The sequence below is a fragment of the Pseudomonas sp. O230 genome, assembly GCF_045447035.1.
Taxonomy (GTDB): domain Bacteria; phylum Pseudomonadota; class Gammaproteobacteria; order Pseudomonadales; family Pseudomonadaceae; genus Aquipseudomonas.
Genome location: NZ_JBJGXN010000008.1, coordinates 385,481 through 403,755, shown reverse-complemented (window position 1 = coordinate 403,755; position 18,275 = coordinate 385,481). Strand labels below are relative to the sequence as shown.

Below are 18,275 nucleotides of genomic sequence, written 5' to 3'. Positions count from 1 at the left end.
TCGCCCTTCCATTCAGTCCGCGTTCCCGATAACGGCCATCGCTAAATACAGTCTAGTCGAGCTGTGGGTTGTACGAATTTTGCTCAGTTTTCGACATTGTTCCGGTGGGCAGATTTCCCGCGCGATGTCGTCATCAGGCCTAGACTTTTCATTGGCGAGAAAGGTTAATTCATCGTCCGCGAACGTTGTCGCGGACACCGAGGTGCATCATGCGTATGGCAAGAACCGTGCAGAGAAGCCTGGAAAAGGCTCAATGCGAATATGACATTGTCACCCACCCACACTCGGCCAGCAGCCTCGAGACCGCGCGGGTCTCGGGCATTCCTGCCGAGCGGGTGGCCAAATCGGTGATCCTTGACGATCACCACGGTCATTACCTGATGGCCGTGCTGCCGGCGAGTCGTCACCTGGACCTGAGCAAAGTACGCAGTAGTGGCGAATGGCAGGTCTCCCGGGAAAGCAATCTGCCGCACCTGTTCGATGATTGCGAACGTGGCGCGGTGCCAGCCCTGGGAGAGGCCTATGGGCTGGACGTGGTTATTGACCCACTGCTGACCCGGCAGAAAGACATTTATCTGGAAGCCGGCAACCACACCAACCTGCTGCACATGAACATGCCGGAGTTTCTGAAAATGGTGCCGCACGCCGAAGTGCGGGAGTTGAGTTATTAGGTTTTGCAGCGTCCGTTACATTGCCTTCGCGGGCAAGCCACGCTCCCACAGGGGTCTCGCCATTCCTGTGGGAGCGTGGCTTGCCCGCGATTGACTGCGCAGCAGTCGCCCATCCTTTGCCATTCCCAAGGAGCCCGACATGGAATCCCCAACCCACAGCCTCCCCTCCCTGTTCAAACAACTCGGCCTGCTGGATGACGCCGAAAGCATCGATAAATTTATCGCTACCCACTCACCGCTCAAGCCGGAATTGCATTTGGCCGATGCTTTTTTCTGGAGCGAGAGCCAGGCGCAGTTTTTGCGCGACGATATTCTTGATGACGCGGATTGGGCGGAGGTGGTGGATCAGTTGGATGTGCTGTTGAGGAAGGGGCGAGGGGTGTGAAGAACATCGAAAAACTCAGTTGTATGGTTTTTCAAGGTTGCCCATGAGCTACAAATAGACCAGAATTGCGACCTTAATTGAGGTCTTATTTATGCAAAGTGTTCTGGCGGATATGGCTGTTAGTGTGTCGGAGCTGAAGAAAAATCCATCTGCGGTTCTGAGTGGAGCTCATGGTGGGCCCGTCGCAGTGCTAAATCACAATCGAGTCATGGGGTATATGGTCCCGGCGGATGTGTTCGAAGCCATGATGGAGCGCCTCGATGATCTTGAGTTGGCTGAAATCGTTCGCTCCCGTAGGAATGAAACCCCAATACCGGTAAGCCTGGATGACTTATAAGCTCGAATTCCTGCCGTCCGCGCGCAAGGAGTGGGACAAGCTTGGGCATACGTTGCGTGAACAGTTCAAAAAGAAATTGGCAGAGCGACTTGAGTTACCTCGAATTCCGGGCGACGCCCTGCATGGGATACAGACTGGTCTACGAGGTCATTGATGAGCGTGTGGTGATTTCCGTGGTGGCGGTCGGTAAGCGGGAGCGCAGCACTGTGTACGAGCGGGCGAAGAAACGCTCGTAGCTCACCCATCTTTCATTCACCAGCTTTCGCACGTCTGCCAGCGAACTCAGTTTCGATTTCCTCGTTGCTGAGGCCCGGCTCCTTGGACCGCGAGAGCCGTGCCGCATCTACTTTCCGTTGCAGGAAACAGCGATAACTATCCGCGTCTCCGGCATTGGTGTCAGGTTTTGTTTCTGGTGTTGGGCACTCAGTCATTAGGTTCTCGCTTGGGGGTGGGCAGGTAGGGGTTGAGCGATCCTTGCTGATTTTTTACTGTGTCCTAGCCGTCAAATTGTTTCAAAACTTGACCAACTTTCCCCTGCAATGACATATTGATAGTTAGCAAACTAACAGTGTGTCTTTTCTCTCGTGTCAAAAAACCTCGACGCTCTCCAGATGAACATCAGCAGCTCCATGGTGGTGGCCGCCAGGCATTGGCGGAAGATCTGCCAGACCACGCTGGTCAACTATGGAATCTCCGAAGCCTGCGCCGTTCCGTTGTTGATGATCGGCCGGTTAGGCGAGGGTGTGCGGCAGGTGACGGTGGCGCAGGCGGCCGGAATGGAGAGCCCGTCTCTGGTGCGGCTGCTCGATCAGTTGTGTCATGCCGGCTACGTTCGTCGCACCGAAGATGCGCAGGACCGCCGCGCCAAATGCCTGAGCCTGACCGACACCGGTCGGGAATTGGTGCAGGCGGTTGAAATCGAGTTGGTGCGCTTGCGCAATGAAGTGCTGGCAGGCATCGCTCCGAGTGATCTGGAAGCGGCGTTGCGGGTGTTAAAAGCGTTTGAGGCGGCCAACGCTCCGTCGGCGGTGAACCTTTGAGCGGATTTTTTACCGGCGTTCCTCCGGCGCGAGACTGGTTCTACGGTGTGCGCACTTTCGCGGCGTCGATGATCGCGCTGTACATCGCCATGCTCATGCAAATGCCGCGTCCGTATTGGGCGATGGCCACGGTCTACATCGTTTCCAGCCCCTTCGTCGGCCCGACCAGTTCCAAGGCGCTGTACCGCGCGGTCGGTACGTTTCTCGGCGCGGCGGCGGCGGTGTTTTTTGTGCCGATGTTTGTCCAGAGTCCTTATGTGCTGGTGGTGGTCATCGCGCTGTGGACCGGGATTCTGCTGTTCCTGTCACTTCACCTGCGCACCGCCAACAGCTACGCGTTGATGCTCGCCGGATACACGCTGCCGTTGATCGCCTTGCCCGTGGTCGACAATCCGCTGGCGGTGTGGGATGTCGCTGAAGCGCGGACGGAGGAGATCTTCCTTGGCATCGCCGTCGCGGCAGTGGTCGGCGCGATGTTCTGGCCGCGGCGGCTGGCGCCGGTGTTCAACGACTCGGTGAACAAATGGTTCGCCGATGCCTCGACTTACAGTCTGCGATTCCTCAGTCGCAACGTGCAGCCCGATCAAGTCAGCGCGCTGCGTTCGGCGATGGTCGCAACGTTCAATACGCTGGAATTGATGATCGGCCAGTTGCCCCACGAGGGCGCGCGTCCACAAACCGTGCGCAACACCAAGGAACTGCGCGGGCGCATGATTCATTTGCTGCCGGTGATCGATGCCCTCGACGATGCGCTCTACGCCCTCGAACGACGCACGCCGGAGCTTGTGGGTAAGTTCGCGCCGTTGTTGGTGGCGACCACTGAATGGCTCGACCACAAAGACGCCGACCTCGACCGCTGGCAAACGCTGAAAGATCAACTCGAAGCGCTGCAACCGTCCGCCGAAGCGCTGGATGATCGCAAGCAACTGCTGTTCTCCAACGCGCTGTATCGCCTCGGCGAATGGATCGATTTGTGGCAAGACTGCCGCAGTCTGCAATACGCGATTCAGTGCGAGAGTCAGGACAGTTGGCGCGCGGTGTATCGGCATTGGCGCCTCGGCCGCCTGTCGCCGTTTCTGGATCACGGGCTGATGCTTTATTCGGCAGCGTCCACCGTCACCGCAATCATCGTCGCCTCGGTGCTGTGGATTCTGCTCGGCTGGACCGACGGCGGCGCTGCGGTGATTCTGGCGGCGGTGGCGTGCAGCTTTTTCGCCTCGATGGACGACCCTGCGCCACAGATTTACCGGTTCTTTTTCTGGACGGCGATGTCGGTACTGTTTGCCAGTCTTTACCTGTTCCTGGTGCTGCCTAACCTGCATGACTTCCCGATGCTGGTGCTGGCGTTCGCCGTGCCGTTCATTTGCATCGGCACCCTGACGGTCAAGCCGCAGTTTTACCTGGGCATGCTGCTGACGCTGGTCAACACCTCGTCCTTCATCAGTATCCAGGGTGCTTACGATGCGGATTTCCTCAGCTTCGCCAACTCCAACCTGGCCGGCCCGGTCGGTTTGCTGTTCGCGTTTGTCTGGACCCTGATTGCCCGGCCGTTCGGCGCCGAACTGGCGGCCAAGCGCCTGACCCGTTTCAGTTGGCGCGACATCGTCAGCCTCACCGAACCGGCCTCCCTGGCTGAACATCGTCGCTTGGGTGTGCAGGTCCTCGACCGCCTGATGCAGCATTTACCGCGTCTGGCCATGACCGGCCAGGACACCGGCATCGCGTTGCGCGAAGTGCGCGTAGCGCTGAACTTGCTCGACCTGCTGGCCTACACGCCGCGTGTGTTCGGCGTGCCGCAAACTTTGCTGCACCAAGTGGTGGCCGAGGTCGGCGAGTATTTCAAAGCCTGCCTCAAGGCCAGCGAGCGTTTGCCGGCGCCCAGTGCGTTGTTGATGACCATGGACCGCGCGCGCCGCGCCCTGAACCGCGAATGCGATGACGGCGCGCGTCTGCACCTGCTGCATGCCTTGAGCGGCTTGCGTCTGGCATTGCTGCCCGGCGTGGAATTCCTCGGCACCGGTGACCTCGAAGAACCGCTTCCCCATGGCATCGATGGAGCGCCTTTATGATCGGTGATCTGGATATCAGCGGGGTGTTCCTGCCCACGCTGCTGGTGTTGATGGGCATTACGTATGTGATTTACCTGTTGGTGCACGGGCTGCTGACGCGCCTGCACTTTTACCGTCTGGTCTGGCACCGGGCATTGTTCAACGTGGCTCTCTACGCCTTGCTGCTTGGCGCCGTGGACTCACTCAGTCGATACCTGATGACATGAAAAAACCTTTTCTGACCCTCGGCCGCGTGGTCCTGACGCTGCTGATCGTGACCTTCGCCGTGGTCGTGGTCTGGCGCATGGTGATGTATTACATGTTCGCGCCGTGGACCCGTGACGGGCACATCCGCGCCGACATCGTGCAGATCGCCCCGGACGTGTCCGGGCTGATCCAGCAAGTGGACGTGCGCGACAACCAATTGGTGAAACGCGGCCAGGTGCTGTTCAGCATCGATCAGGACCGTTTCAAACTCGCGCTGCGTCAGGCCAAAGCGGCGGTCGCCGACCGTCAGGAAACCCTGGCGCAGGCGCAGCGGGAAGCCAAGCGTAACCGCGGCCTCGGCAATCTGGTGCCGGGCGAGCAACTGGAAGAGAGCCAATCGCGGGTGGCCCGCGCCGAAGTGGCGTTGATGGAAGCGCAGGTGGCAGTAGACAGCGCCCAGCTTAACCTCGACCGCTCGACCATCCGCAGCCCGGTCGATGGCTACGTCAACGACCGGGCGCCGCGTGCGCAGGAATTCGTCAGCGCCGGGCGCCCGGTGTTGTCGGTGGTGGACAGCAATTCCTTTCACATCGACGGCTATTTCGAGGAAACCAAACTGGACGGCATACATGTCGGCCAGTCAGTCGATATCCGCGTGATTGGCGACCGCGCTCGCCTGCGCGGGCACGTCGAAAGCATCGTCGCCGGCATCGAGGACCGCGACCGCAGCAGCGGCAGTAACCTGCTGCCCAACGTCAACCCGGCGTTCAGCTGGGTGCGGCTGGCCCAGCGGATTCCGGTGCGGATCGCCTTCGATGACGTACCGTCGGACTTCCGCATGATTGCCGGGCGCACCGCGACGGTGTCGATCATCGACGACCAGCAGCAGGAGCCGGGCAAATGAGCAGGGCCTCGGGTTTGGCGGTGGCCGGATTAGGCCTGCTGCTGTCGGCGTGTCAGGTAGTCGGGCCGGATTATCACCTGCCGGACGAGGCCGCCGTGCACCGGGAAGACGTTCAGGGTGACTTGGCGGTGAACGGCAAAAATGTCATTTCCGCGCCGGTGCCGAGCGATTGGTGGCGCCTGTATCAAGACCCGCGATTGGATCAGTTGGTGCAGCAAGCCATGGCGTCCAACACTGACTTGCGCGTGGCCGCCGCCAACCTGTCCCGCGCCCGCGCTCAGGTCGATGAAGCCCAGGCCGCAGGTGGCTGGAGTGGCGGCGTGAAGCTCGGCGCCCAGCGTTTGCAGGAGTCCGGTGAAGCGTTCTTGCTGCCGGAAAAAGTGCCGGTGGCCAACGTCGGCGACATCGGCATTACCACCTCGTATCAGTTCGACCTGTTTGGCACTTTGCAACGCGGTATCGAAGCGGCCAAGGCCAATGCCGACGCGACGCAAGCGGCGGCGGATACGGCGCGAATCACCCTCGTGGCCGACGTTGTCCGGGCCTACACCCAAGTCTGCGCGGCCAACGAAGAGCGGGAAATCGCTCAGCATTCCCTCGACCTGCAAGCCCAGGGCACCACGCTGATCCAGCGTTTACGCGATGCGGGGCGTGGCGATGAAACCCAGGTCACCCGCTCGCAAACCCAATTCAAATCCTTGCGCGCCGACATGCCACGTTATGAAGCGGCGCGTCAGGCGGGATTGTTCCGTTTGTCGATGTTGTTGGCCAAACCGGTCGGCCAATTGCCGACCGGCACCGCCACGTGCGCCGATTTGCCGAAAATCGCGCAACTGTTGCCGGTCGGTGACGGCGCCACGTTGCTCAAGCGTCGGCCCGATGTGCGTCAGGCCGAACGCCGACTGGCCGCCGCAACGGCCGGCATCGGCGTTGCCACCGGCGAGTTGTACCCGGACATCAGCATCGGCGCGACTGTCGGCACCGTCGGTATTCTGGAAAATCTCGGCAAACCGGCGACCAACCGCTGGGGCTTTGGCCCGTTGCTGACCTGGACTGTGCCGTCCAATGGCTCGCGGGCGCGAATCCGCGAGGCCGAAGCAACGACCCAAGGCGCGCTGGCGCATTTCGATGGCGTGGTGCTCAACGCCATTCGCGAGACACAAACCGGTCTGGCCCAGTATTCCGCGTTGCTGCAACGCCGCGATGCGCTGGCCGATGCCGAACAATCGGCGCAACTGGCGGCAGACCAGACGCATCGCTTCTTCCAGGCTGGCCGTGAATCGTTCCTGGCAGACCTGCAAGCGACCCGCACCTACACCGATGTGCGGGCACAACTGGCTTCCGCCAACACGCAAGTCGCCATGAGTCAGATCGATTTGTTCCTGGCGTTGGGCGGCGGCTGGGAAAGCGGACGAACGCAAGGCTCGAATACCGGCAAACCCTGAGGCCGTTGCTATGCTTTGATTTGTTGGGCTGACGCGCTACGAGCCACGCCAGTCCGCAGATCAAGGCTCGCGTTGGTCATGGGGACTCTAATAATGAAAAACCCTTATGCTCCCGGCTTCTGGTGCGCTATTGCGGCGTTGGTGTTGCTGTCGGCCACCTATTTCTACGGCATCATGCTGGCCCACCAGATCGACAAAGCACTGGTGTTCCTCGACAGCGCCTCCGCGCTGATCGCCGTGATGGCAATTGCGGTGGTGGCCTGGGCTTCGTTCCAGGGCCAGCGCATCAAAAAAAGACAACTCGAACAAGGCAAGACGCTGGTGCTGATCTGGGACACCAAGGTCGCGTTGCGCCGGGTCGAAACGGTGTTTGATCGTTACTTCTGGGGCAGTTACTGGCAACCGGGGCGCACGTTCCAGGAAGTCATGGGCGAACTCACCGGCACGCCGCTGGAAAAAAGCCTCGAAACGCTGAAGAAGCAATGTCTGGAGCTGGACAAGCAAATCGCCGAAGACGACTGGCACTGGCTGAACAACGCCCGTGAACTCTCCGACGTTGCTGCCGCCATGGCCCGTGAGCGCTATCAGCTGGATTTCTGCGACCCGCGCGCGGACGTGACGGGCGGGGCGGTGATCAATCGGGATTTTGAGGTGCTGGTGTATACGTGGACCGCGCGGCTGAAAAGTTTTGATCATCAGCTGGATGAGATGGAAGTGCAGTATTCCTGAATTGATGTCGTCGGCACTGACGCCATCGCGGACAAGCCCGCTCCCACAAGGATCACGCTGAACCTGTGGGAGCGGGCTTGCCCGCGATGGCGATTTTATGTGTACCGAAACTCTCAACCCCTTCGCACGGTCCATAGACACTCTTTAACCTTTAATCATTGGGCCGCCCGGTGCGCCTGATGCTAATCTCCTTCGCACTTTCAGCGCAGTCGTGTCCGTACGCCTTCATGGGTTCAGGGAAGACGACCACACCTCAAACAACGGACATTGAACAGGTCATTCATGAATAAATCAGCAGGCGTGCTTCTTGGAATTGTCGTGGCTATCGGTGCAATCAGCGCCGGCGGTGCCTGGTTCACCGGCACCAAACTCGAAGGGGTGCTGAACACCTCGATCGCCGACGCCAACAAAGAACTGCAAGCCGCACTGGTCGGTTCCAACGGCACCGCGTCGCTGGAACTGGTGTCGCTTGAGCGCCACGTATTCAGCAGCACCGCGCACTACCGCCTCAAGGGCCAGGGCGAGATGTTTGGCGAGGCACCGGTCGAATTGCTCTTCGTCGATCACATCGAACACGGTCCGCTGCCGTTCTCGCGCCTGATGTCGCTGAAGTTGTTGCCGGTCATGGCCACCAGTCACTACGAACTGGAAAAGACCCCGATCACCGAGAAGTGGTTCGCCGCCGCCAAGGGCAAATCGCCGCTCACCGGCGTGGTCAACATCGGCTACGACAACGCCACCAACGGCACCCTCGAATTGCTGCCGCTGGATGTCGCGCTGGACGACAAGTCCCAGCTGAAATTCTCCGGCCTGAACCTCGATGTTGCGGCCAATGCCCAGGCACAGAAAGTCAAAGCCAACGGCTACATGGACAGCTTCACACTGACTACCGTGGCTGAAGACCAGACACCGGTAAAAGTCGAATTGAGTGGCCTGACCCTGGCCAGCAACCTGGTCAAAAGCACCTACGGCTACTACACCGGCGAGAACACCGTCGAGCTGACCGACAGCAAAACCACGTTCGGCGCGCAACAGTCGGTGTTGGGCATCAAAAAATTCGAAATGAAGAACCAGACCGAGGAGTCGGGCACCAACGCTTCCGGGCGTGCCGATTACAAGATCGGCGAAGTGTCCCTGAACGGCAAGACGGTCGGCTCCGCGCAGATGGCCATGAGCCTGAAGAACCTCGACATCCCGGCGACGATGTCGTTGATGCAGATCTACCAGACCAAACTGCAACCCTACGAGAAGGCCGCCGCCGAGGCTGCTGCTGCGGGTGAGCCATCGCCCGAGCTGGTCTTGACCCCGGAGGAAGAGGCTCAGGTAAAAATGGGTCTGGAGAAACTGCTGGCCGCCGGCCCGCAAGTGGCTCTGGAAAACCTGTCGTTCACCACCGCCAACGGTGAAAGCCGCGCCAACCTGGTGCTCGACCTGACCAAGCCACAATCCATGGACCTGCCACCGGATCAACTGACAAAACAGCTGATCGCCCTGCTGGACGTCAACATCAAAGTGTCCAAGCCGATGCTGGTTGATTTGCTTAGCGTCCAGGGGCAAATCGATGGTCAGGCCGACGCCAAGGTCATTGCCGATCAAGCCACCGCCACCGCCGACATGTTCGGCGCCATGGCGGTCGGCACGCAATTCGCCAAAGCGGACGGCAATGACATCGTCAGCAAGCTGCATTACGCCAACAATCAAGTGGAATTCAACGGCCAGAAAATGACCGTCGAAGAGTTTGTCGGCTTCGTGATGAGCAAGCTCGGTGGTGCTGGCGCCGTCCAGTAACGCCTAGACCTCCCGAATCAGCCGCCATGCCTCGTCAACAGGCGGCGGCTGTTTCATTCGCTCGGCCAGCATCGCCATCGCCCACTCTTCATCCTTCACTTAAGAGTTTGGCGCTTATCCCGAGGTTCAGCCAATTCCCACTGCCACCGCACGAACGGTCCAGCTATAGTTTGCACGCCGACCACGGCCCCACCCGCAAAAGGTGCTCCGGTATGACCCGATTGACCTCTCTGAACCCTTGGCTGGCGGCCGTTGCAGTCGCCCTTTGCGTGCAGTTTCCGGCACAGGCCGCAGAACGCTTCACCGTCAGCATTCCCGGTGTCACCGACAACCGCCTGTTCACCTCGGCGGCGGCCAGTGATGCGGCCGGTTGCGGCGGCAAGAATCAGTCGCCGGCGCTGATCTGGACCGCGCCCCCGCCGGGCACGTTGAGCTACGCCATCGTCATGCACGACCCGGACGGCCAGAAAGGCCAGGGCGTCGATCACTGGATTCACTACGGCATCAAACCCGCGACCCGCCAGATTCCGCCCGGTGTCGGCGCCAAATCCGCCCTCGAAGGCGTGGCTGGCAGCAACAGCAAAGGCACCATCGGCTACATCGGCCCTTGCCCGCCGGTCGGCGACAGCTCCCACCACTACATCATCCAGCTCTATGCCCTCGACCTGGCTCCGGACGCCTTGCCTGCCGGCCTGACTCGCGCGCAGTTGCTGGAAAAAATCAAAGGCCATGTGCTGAAAAACAGCAGCGTGGTGCGGCGTTATCACCGCTGAAGTTTTTTTCAGCGGGTTTAACCCGAAGCGGCCGGGCTGCCCGTCTCAGAGGATGAATGGATCAATTTCCTCCTGAGGTCAGCCCCCATGTCCCTCCCTCTGCATGTCCTCCGCCCGGCCGCCCAAGGCTTCGCCGCCGGGATGCTGCTGGCCGTTGCCGGTTGCGGTGTTTCGTCCAAGCCTGAATCTGCTGCGGTTCCGGTTTCGCCTCCGGTGCAAAGTGCGTTGGTGCGCAGTGAGGCCGTCATGGCCGATGCGACCCTGGCCAAACGCAGTGTAAGTCCGGCGCCCATGGCAGGTTTTGCCCCGGAATCTTCACCTCCGGGTTATCAGGATGAGCCGCGTGAGCAATATCAAGCGCTGGCGGATAACCCGATTCACAGCGTCGCTGAAGCGCCGGTCTCCACCTTCAGTGCCGACGTCGACACCGGTGCTTATGCCAATGTCCGGCGCCTGCTCAATCAGGGACACCTGCCACCCGAAGGCGCGGTGCGCCTGGAGGAGATGGTCAATTACTTCCCCTACGATTACGCCTTGCCCAACGATGGCTCGCCGTTTGGCGTGACCACTGAACTGGCACCATCGCCGTGGAATCCGCACACCCGCCTGCTGCGCATTGGCATCAAGGCATCGGATCGCGCGGTGGCGGAACTGGCCCCGGCGAATCTGGTGTTTCTGGTGGACGTGTCCGGCTCGATGGACCGGCGCGAGGGCTTGCCGCTGGTCAAAAGCACCCTGAAATTGCTGGTCGATCAGTTGCGCGAGCAGGATCGGGTGTCGTTGGTGGTTTATGCCGGCGATTCACGCGTGGTGCTCGAACCCACTTCCGGACGGGAAAAGGCGAAAATTCGCACAGCCATCGATCAATTGACGGCGGGCGGGTCCACCGCCGGGGCATCCGGCATCGAACTGGCCTATCAAATGGCACAACAAGCCTTTATCCCCAAAGGCATCAACCGCATCCTCCTGGCCACCGACGGCGACTTCAACGTCGGCATCAGCGACTTCGACAGCCTCAAGCAAATGGCCGTGGATAAACGCAAGACCGGCGTATCCCTGACCACCCTGGGTTTTGGTGTGGATAACTACAATGAACACCTGATGGAACAACTGGCCGACGCCGGCGATGGCAACTACGCCTACATCGACAACCTGCGCGAGGCGCGCAAGGTGTTGGTGGATCAGCTCGGCTCGACCCTGGCGGTGGTGGCGAAGAACGTGAAGCTGCAAGTGGAGTTCAACCCGGCGCAGGTCAGCGAGTACCGGTTGCTGGGGTATGAGAATCGCGTGTTGAAGCGTGAGGATTTCAACAACGATAAGGTCGATGCCGGTGAAATTGGCGCAGGGCATACGGTCACGGCGTTGTACGAAATCGTGCCGAAGGGGGAGAAGGGTTGGTTGGAGCCGTTGCGGTATGGCGGCGTCGAATCAACGGCTTCTGCTAAGTCTGGGGAATTGGCGATGCTGCGTGTGCGTTATCAACCGCCGGAAGGTGGGAATAGTCGTCTGATCGAGCGCCCGATTGCGGCTGGCTCTGAAGGCAAAGCCAGTGACGACCTGCGATTTGCGGCGGCCGTAGCGGCGTTTTCCCAGCAGCTCAAGGACGGGCGTTACACCGGTGATTTCAGCCTGAAGGACACTGAGACTCTGGCTCGCGGCGCACGGGGCGATGATCGCTTTGGTCTGCGTGCAGAGTTCGTGCAATTGGTGGAGTTGGCGCAGAGCCTGCGAACCACGACCGCATCTAACAGCGAGCCGCATAAAGGAGGCTACAACTGACATGTCTGCTCCCGAACCGAGCGACGAAACTCTGCTGGCCCGCTATCGCTCAGGCGACGGGCCCGCGTTCGAAATTCTGTATGCCCGTCACCGGCAAGGACTGTATCGGTTCCTGCTCAGCCTCAGCGGCAAGTCTGAACTGGCCGAAGAGGTTTACCAGGACACCTGGCTGAGCCTGATCCGCAGCACCAGTCAGCCACAAGGTCGGGCGAATTTTCGTACGTGGCTTTACCAGATCGCCCGCAATCGCCTGATCGATCACTGGCGCAAACACGGAATCCGCAACCCCTTGCACGACAGCTATGACGAACAAACCCACGCCCTGGCCGATGACGCCGCCGACCCCGAACAACTGCTGAGCCTGAGCCGCGACAACCAGCGCCTCGAAACCGCCCTGGAAACCTTGCCCGCCGACCAGCGTGAAGTCTTCCTGCTACGCGCCCACGGCGACCTCGACCTGCCACAGATCGCCACCCTCACGGAAACACCGCTGGAAACCGTCAAGAGTCGCTTGCGCTACGCCCAGCAAAAACTGCGTCGGCTGCTGGCCGAGGAGGTACTGACATGACTGACGCCCGAAAAACACCGGAAGACCAAGTGCTTCAGCATTTTCGCGAGCATTCGACCGGCGAACCACCGGCCCATCTCGACGCATTCATCCTCGCTGCTGCACAGCGTGAAGTCCCCGCGCCGAAACCGAATGTTTGGCAGCGCTGGGTTCAGGCATGCCAAAAACCCCGTTGGCAAGTGGCTTTTGCCAGTCTTGTTGGCGTTGCATTGATGTTGGCGCTGGTGCAACGAACCCCAGAGCAGCCCGCGAGTTACGACTTCGCACCCAAGGCGTCCGCACCGGTCGCCAAAAAAGAGGCCGCACAGGCACCGTCGTCGGTTGCGCGCTCCCTGGCAGCTCCAGCTCCCGCTGCCCCGATCGCAGATTTTGCCGCCCCTGCGCAGAGTGAGTCGATCAATGCCGAAATGGCCGATGAAGCAAAAGTCAGCAAGCGCGCAGCCACCCCAGCGAAAACCCTGGATGAGCAATTGCTTGAAGTGATTCGCCTGCAGAGCGCCGGTCAGACACACGCGGCGGATGCCTTGATGGCGACATTGCACAAACGCTTTCCCAAGGAAAACCTCAACGCCCGACTCGAGAAATTGAAGAAAAACTGAGGACAACGGTGCTCCGCGATTTGGCATCAACACCTGAAAGCGCGCACTATCGACCCATAGCCGATGCGTTGGAGGATGCCGTGGCAAAAAAAATCGACCGCATCGCCCAAATGCTCAACTGCCCGGTCAAGGGTGAAGAATTAAGGCGAGCAGTGACTGAGAGTCGTAAGGAGTTTCTACTGGCCAAGCAGGCAGAGGAAGCTCTGGAGGAGGACGTCCTTGAGGAAGAAGAGTTTGAGGACGACGGAGACGATGATTACGACGAGTTTGATTGGACGACAGAATGAAAAAACCGCTTCGGCGGTTCTATCAGTGGAGTCGTTCGGTTAAACCGAACAACTGAATTTGTTGACTGCCCGTGACATTAAAGAATGCCCACAAAAAAGCCCCAGACCCTACGGCCTGAGGCTTTCTCGTTTCTACTATATGGTGCCCAGGCGTCGTTTGAACTGAGCTCTGCGGGCCCCGTTCTATAAGGATTTGGTTGGTGGTGTTCCGGTTAGGCATACACGTGGGCATACACGGTCCATGCTGCTGGTAGGGTCTTGGCTTGAAAACTTACCCCATGCAACGAGCTAGCACTGGTAGCGATCTTTAATGACTCTGTCGAAATACGACCCTTTGGAGCCTGCCGCCATCAAACCCTGATGTACGTCTGATGGCACGCGGCAGAAGTCGTATGTGCGCCCTTGTTTGAACGTGATTTTCATCCGGCCTGTGGTGGCGTCGTAGCCCACAGCCGTGATTGCCGACGAGATCACACGAACCATATCCATAGCGCTTTCCCTAACACTGATTGCCAACCGACCTGGTAGCTTGGCTTTTGATACTAGCCGATGACCGGCAGCGCGGCGCCGTGCTGTTGGCGAAAGCGACAAGTCCTGTCACCGAACCCGGAAAACTGCCGGGGACCCTGAGGCTTTTCTCACGGTACGGGGTCGGAAACCCGCGAGATCTTGCTAGCGGCAGTTTCATCAGCTTACTGAAATTTCAACGTTGAAATTGAAAGGATATAGAAGAGAAAAGGGCATCGTTACCGCAACGGTAAAGGTGGGCTAGCGTGTTGTTGATAGTGAACGATTGAGCCCCGTCAACCTTGGGGATGGTGTCAACCACGTCAACCTGTCAACCAACTTAGAAAATCCAGCCGCTAACAAGATTCGGCGGGTTTTATGCCCCGTGTCCTTCAGAAGTCTCCAGGGGCCCCTGCGATCTCTCAACACCTTGTGCAATTGCACTGGTGAACTTTGGGTTCACCCGGTTGACCCGGTTCACCCGGTTCACCTGTTCACTAAGCTGGGTACTTGTCCGCTAACGAAGTCCGGCGGGTTACTCGCCCCGTGTCGAGGGCAATTCCTCAGGGGCCCCCGGGCACAATTTGGGTGGCTGTTAACCTGAGTTAACTGTTACCCGAGTTTTTTCTTTGGCTAGCCCCCTGAACTCGCGGGTTTCCGACCCCGTACTTAATGAACCCCTCCTGGGTCCCAGCCGATTTTGGTGCCGCAGTCACCTATCCGTTATTGGTTACGGCACCCACCTAGCCGCGACCGTTCGAGTTTTGTATTAGTCGATACCAATCCAGTACTGCTTTCGCTGACGGCGCGATCACCTATGGGGCGTTGGGGGGACGAAAAGGCGTGTTACAGGTGTTGCAGGTGATACGAATATCACTATCTTCATGAATTTGTTAGGTTTTGTTGGGTGTTACACCCCGTCCGCTCTTCTGGTATATGGGGTGTAACAAGCCTTTAGGTGTTGCAGCAGCGTTTAAATCGGTGGTCGCATTAGGCCAAAACCAGCAACTCATGATGACAAACAAACCATCTGGCTTCCAGCTTGAGCACTCTGTTAACCATGAGGGTCGCTGACGGTTGCAAAGAACTCTCGAGTGTTAGGGAGCATAAAAAACTCCTTCTTCATTATTGATCAAGCAGTAATTGAGAGGGTGTGTATATTAGTTTGTCAATTTACATCCTGCGGAGTGCGCAACTAGTTTGAATAAGATAATAAGACAAGTCTTATAATCGTTGAGGAGTTTTTCGTTTTCTTTTGGGGAGTCATCCAAGAGATCAAAGTGCGTGATCTTATTTCGCAATGACTCCCATCTTTGTATCTGTTTTGATGATATGTTGTGAGATTGTGCGAAATGCTTTAAAGATTTTTTAATTGTGGGTTTAGACTCTCTTATTCGATCAAGGTGTTTAAGGATTGACTCGATTATCCAGTCCTCTGACTCTATAGTATTGATGTGTTCTCCAATTTTTATAAGCTTGTCGTCAATATCAGCACTGACTGGAGTAGCTTCAGTGAAACGGTATTTAACAATTCCTTCAATCGCCGTACACAGTGCCAATGAAGAAATTTCGATGCTAGCGCCGGATGCAAGGTATGCACGATGCCAAGCGGCGTAAGTTGCTCCATATGGCGAGTTGAATTCTGATAGGTAGCATTCTAAAAATAGTTTGAAGTTGTCAATATTGAAAGCGGATAGCTCGTCCAGTATCGACGGAAGCCGATTTTCATCGGCTTCGCCATGAGAAACCTCTAAGTTAAAGTGTTCTTCGTCCTGCCAAGACATCAGCAAAGGGACTATTACTCTACCACTACATATCGAAATTGCTTCAAGCAAAATATCTATTTGAGATCGATCGATCTCACCGTTCTTATGTAGTGTGATCTTGGTGTGTGATATGAACTTTGTTATTTTTATCGACAGACCAGAAGCTGTAAAGTTCACGCCCCACTCAAAATTTTTTCCTTCCTGCTGTTTTATTTGAAGTGGCAGATCTCCGTTGTGTACCGTTATAATTTCAACTCTCGATCCACCAATGGCGTCAGCGTTATCGTTTGGGGTTTTCAAAATAAACGTGTCGATCTCAGCGGTTACTGTTGAAAGTGACTCATCGTTGACTATGTTTGTAATAAATATGTCGCAAACATCCCACCATCGCCCTAGTTGGTCTTTGGCTTTCATTCTACACGTGAGTTCCTCCGATATTACTTGGCCCTCCCGGAGTTTTCGAAATACTTCTGCTCTTTCCTCCTCAAAAAATAAGTTTGGGGATGTAAAAACCGTAATCGTCAGGCGGGAGTCGACTCCCCTGCTAATTGCCCCTGTTCCCCGATACGCAATTTCTTGTGAAGAGGAGATGCCATAAATTTCAATCTTGGTAAATTGCAAGTGGTAGTTGTTTTTTGCTAAAAATTTATATTCGTCGATTAACATGTTATCCCTGTCAGGTACTCCGTAGCGAGTAGCGTAAACATTGACTTGGATTATGGTTGAAATTACGATTGCATCGCTTCGTTAGCGCCGGTTTTCATTTTCTGTTACGGGATGCTCGCCCAAGTCTTCTGGAAGCTCATCTAAAAGGTCTTTTGAGTAATATTTAAGAATTATTTCACCTTTTGTTAGTCTTTCCGTCCAATATCTACCCACTAGCTTTTGTTTTGGGTTCTCAATGATCTGGAATACTGCTGATCCGTCATGGGGAATACTCCGCTCGTTCAAACTTAGTCTGGGCCTGCTAGTGAAGGTGTACGCTACATTTTTAATCTGTCGGTCAGGGTCAATAAGAAACCCCTCAGAATATGAAGAGCTTTCCATTTCACTTGTACGCATCATGCAGCTTATGTGGAAGAACGACTGATTCACAGTCAGCAAAACGGGTATGGGTGGTGGTTTTTCACCCGTCTCTGGATTTCTCCAGTCTGAATAAATAAAGCCCACCCAGCTTCCGTTTAAATCCGGAAATGGAACAAGCCATCCTCTAAATATTTTGAGTTTCCATCCCCATTTAACAAACACTGCTATTACCAAAAGATCGACGCTGACCACTTTTGGAATAAGCCCAAAAAAGTCTAGCACCTTTGATAGATTCAGTCCGCTAAAGTAAGCGATCGAAAACCAAGCGATTGCTGAGGTTCCGACTAGCAGATACAGCGAGTTTTTCAATGTCACATTGCGCATTATTTGAACCCGAAATAGTTCCAAGCTGCTTTTGAGAACTCGCGTCCATCTTCACGAGTCCATTTTTGACCTGAGTGGAACAGGTAGAAACATTCATTCACTTCTACCCAGCGCCCGGAGTCCGGCTCATCACCTTGAAGATTATCCCAAATATGAAAAAGCATAGATCTGAGGCATTCCGTCCATGTCGAATGGGAAAATACAGCGTCTGGACAGTTATAGGCTAGGCATTCCATGAAGAAAGATGGCAATTCGCGAAATATACGATCTTCTGCCATTGCGTTTTCAATTCGTTTTAAAAGTCTAGCCCCTTTTTTATATGAGCCTCCAGTGCGTTTGTTCTTAGCTATACCATTTTCCATCTGCTGAGCTGGATAATTAACAATGCTACTGCCATCCGTCTTAAATATTCTAGTCCCATCTCTTGTTTCATGGCTCATGTGATATTGATAGCTAAAGCATGGGACGACATCAGCATCCACGCGCGATGAGTTAGAATTTATTTGTATTGCGGTAGTTCCCGTGGAGTCTACTTGCCCGGGGAACTTTGCCTTCATAGCTGAAAGAAGCTCGGCTCTCAGCTTTGCAGGCGTCCAAATTCCATCATATGGTTCGCCTGGCGTGTAATCCCCTTTTTCAGATTCCTCCCAATATAGAACCTCAGTACACTCCACGGCTATATCTACATCACTATCTGAACGCACATTTGTGTTGTTAGCGTAAGAACCTTTCGCATAAACCTTCAACGAACAATTGTTGAAAGGTTCGTGTGCACCTATCGCTTGGCGAATCATTCGCTCCGTTCTATCCTGCTTATCTTGTTCGGTATCACTAGAGGGGCCAGTCCATCCGGACAATTTATTTTCTAGGCTCATTGCTTATCCTTTGAAATCGTAAACTGCGTCGAATAACGTTCCTTGTACTTTCGTAATCTCTTGAGCCAATTGAGTCGCTGGTTAAAGACGAGACAATGGCATCTGAGAAAAGCGACAAGACCTGCAGGTAGGTTACGAAGTCGTTGGCTGTGTGTCT

19 protein-coding genes and 1 pseudogene are annotated in these 18,275 nt (G+C 56.4%); 16 read left to right on the top strand and 4 right to left on the bottom strand.

The window, feature by feature from the left end:
* Positions 1-209 precede the first annotated feature (209 nt).
* The 16 genes and pseudogenes from ACI77H_RS19790 (at position 210) to ACI77H_RS19715 (ending at position 13,560) form a co-directional block, all read left to right on the top strand.
* Positions 210-671 carry an aminoacyl-tRNA deacylase gene (locus tag ACI77H_RS19790; protein ID WP_407013393.1) on the top strand — a complete coding sequence of 154 codons (462 nt, stop codon included), beginning with the start codon at positions 210-212 and terminating at the stop codon, positions 669-671.
* A gap of 139 nt (positions 672-810) precedes the next feature.
* Entirely contained in the window at positions 811-1,056 is a 246-nt protein-coding gene (locus tag ACI77H_RS19785) for a DUF2789 domain-containing protein (RefSeq protein WP_407013392.1), read from the top strand.
* 91 nt (positions 1,057-1,147) lie between these two features.
* The gene (locus tag ACI77H_RS19780) at positions 1,148-1,393 is read left to right on the top strand and encodes a type II toxin-antitoxin system Phd/YefM family antitoxin (RefSeq protein ID WP_407013391.1); all 246 of its coding nucleotides are present in this window, start codon (positions 1,148-1,150) and stop codon (positions 1,391-1,393) included.
* Positions 1,383-1,629: pseudogene (locus ACI77H_RS19775) on the top strand (type II toxin-antitoxin system RelE family toxin). The gene ACI77H_RS19780 and the pseudogene ACI77H_RS19775 overlap by 11 nt, the downstream one beginning before the upstream one ends.
* Positions 1,630-2,004: 375 nt before the next feature.
* Positions 2,005-2,433, top strand: a complete 429-nt coding sequence (locus ACI77H_RS19770) for a MarR family winged helix-turn-helix transcriptional regulator (RefSeq protein ID WP_407013390.1) — start codon at positions 2,005-2,007, stop codon at positions 2,431-2,433.
* Positions 2,430-4,502 carry an FUSC family protein gene (locus ACI77H_RS19765; protein WP_407013388.1) on the top strand — a complete coding sequence of 691 codons (2,073 nt, stop codon included), beginning with the start codon at positions 2,430-2,432 and terminating at the stop codon, positions 4,500-4,502. Before ACI77H_RS19770 ends, ACI77H_RS19765 begins: the two co-directional genes overlap by 4 nt.
* Entirely contained in the window at positions 4,499-4,708 is a 210-nt protein-coding gene (locus ACI77H_RS19760) for a DUF1656 domain-containing protein (protein WP_008034684.1), read from the top strand. Before ACI77H_RS19765 ends, ACI77H_RS19760 begins: the two co-directional genes overlap by 4 nt.
* Positions 4,705-5,592, top strand: a complete 888-nt coding sequence (locus ACI77H_RS19755; protein WP_407013386.1) for an efflux RND transporter periplasmic adaptor subunit — start codon at positions 4,705-4,707, stop codon at positions 5,590-5,592. Before ACI77H_RS19760 ends, ACI77H_RS19755 begins: the two co-directional genes overlap by 4 nt.
* On the top strand, positions 5,589-7,037 hold the full coding sequence (locus ACI77H_RS19750) for an efflux transporter outer membrane subunit (protein ID WP_407013384.1): 1,449 nt from the start codon (positions 5,589-5,591) through the stop codon (positions 7,035-7,037). Before ACI77H_RS19755 ends, ACI77H_RS19750 begins: the two co-directional genes overlap by 4 nt.
* Before the next feature lie 93 nt (positions 7,038-7,130).
* On the top strand, positions 7,131-7,766 hold the full coding sequence (locus ACI77H_RS19745) for an NADH:ubiquinone oxidoreductase subunit N (protein WP_407013383.1): 636 nt from the start codon (positions 7,131-7,133) through the stop codon (positions 7,764-7,766).
* A 282-nt stretch (positions 7,767-8,048) separates the two neighbouring features.
* Positions 8,049-9,554: a YdgA family protein gene (locus ACI77H_RS19740; RefSeq protein ID WP_407013382.1), complete on the top strand. Its 1,506-nt coding sequence runs from the start codon at positions 8,049-8,051 to the stop codon at positions 9,552-9,554.
* A gap of 212 nt (positions 9,555-9,766) precedes the next feature.
* Positions 9,767-10,327: a YbhB/YbcL family Raf kinase inhibitor-like protein gene (locus ACI77H_RS19735; RefSeq protein WP_407013381.1), complete on the top strand. Its 561-nt coding sequence runs from the start codon at positions 9,767-9,769 to the stop codon at positions 10,325-10,327.
* Positions 10,328-10,414: 87 nt separating this feature from the next.
* Positions 10,415-12,106 (top strand): vWA domain-containing protein, encoded by a 1,692-nt coding sequence (locus ACI77H_RS19730; RefSeq protein WP_407013380.1) that lies wholly within the window; start codon positions 10,415-10,417, stop codon positions 12,104-12,106.
* Position 12,107: 1 nt separating this feature from the next.
* A complete protein-coding gene (locus ACI77H_RS19725; RefSeq protein ID WP_407013379.1) occupies positions 12,108-12,674 on the top strand; it encodes an RNA polymerase sigma factor in 567 nt (188 codons plus the stop codon).
* Entirely contained in the window at positions 12,671-13,273 is a 603-nt protein-coding gene (locus ACI77H_RS19720; RefSeq protein ID WP_407013378.1) for a hypothetical protein, read from the top strand. The genes ACI77H_RS19725 and ACI77H_RS19720 overlap by 4 nt, the downstream gene beginning before the upstream one ends.
* Positions 13,274-13,293: 20 nt before the next feature.
* A complete protein-coding gene (locus tag ACI77H_RS19715; protein ID WP_407013429.1) occupies positions 13,294-13,560 on the top strand; it encodes a hypothetical protein in 267 nt (88 codons plus the stop codon).
* 288 nt (positions 13,561-13,848) lie between these two features.
* Here the strand turns inward: ACI77H_RS19715 and ACI77H_RS19710 are convergent, their stop codons facing one another.
* The 4 genes from ACI77H_RS19710 to ACI77H_RS19695 all read right to left on the bottom strand — a co-directional run bounded on the left by ACI77H_RS19710 (position 13,849) and on the right by ACI77H_RS19695 (position 18,118).
* Positions 13,849-14,049, bottom strand: a complete 201-nt coding sequence (locus ACI77H_RS19710; protein ID WP_226298346.1) for a KTSC domain-containing protein — start codon at positions 14,047-14,049, stop codon at positions 13,849-13,851.
* A gap of 1,178 nt (positions 14,050-15,227) precedes the next feature.
* Complete coding sequence (locus ACI77H_RS19705; protein ID WP_407013377.1) at positions 15,228-16,499, bottom strand: hypothetical protein; 1,272 nt, start codon at positions 16,497-16,499, stop codon at positions 15,228-15,230.
* A gap of 81 nt (positions 16,500-16,580) precedes the next feature.
* The gene (locus tag ACI77H_RS19700) at positions 16,581-17,243 is read right to left on the bottom strand and encodes a hypothetical protein (protein ID WP_407013376.1); all 663 of its coding nucleotides are present in this window, start codon (positions 17,241-17,243) and stop codon (positions 16,581-16,583) included.
* Positions 17,243-18,118 carry a nucleotidyltransferase gene (locus tag ACI77H_RS19695; protein ID WP_407013375.1) on the bottom strand — a complete coding sequence of 292 codons (876 nt, stop codon included), beginning with the start codon at positions 18,116-18,118 and terminating at the stop codon, positions 17,243-17,245. Before ACI77H_RS19695 ends, ACI77H_RS19700 begins: the two co-directional genes overlap by 1 nt.
* Between the last annotated feature and the right edge of the window lie 157 nt (positions 18,119-18,275).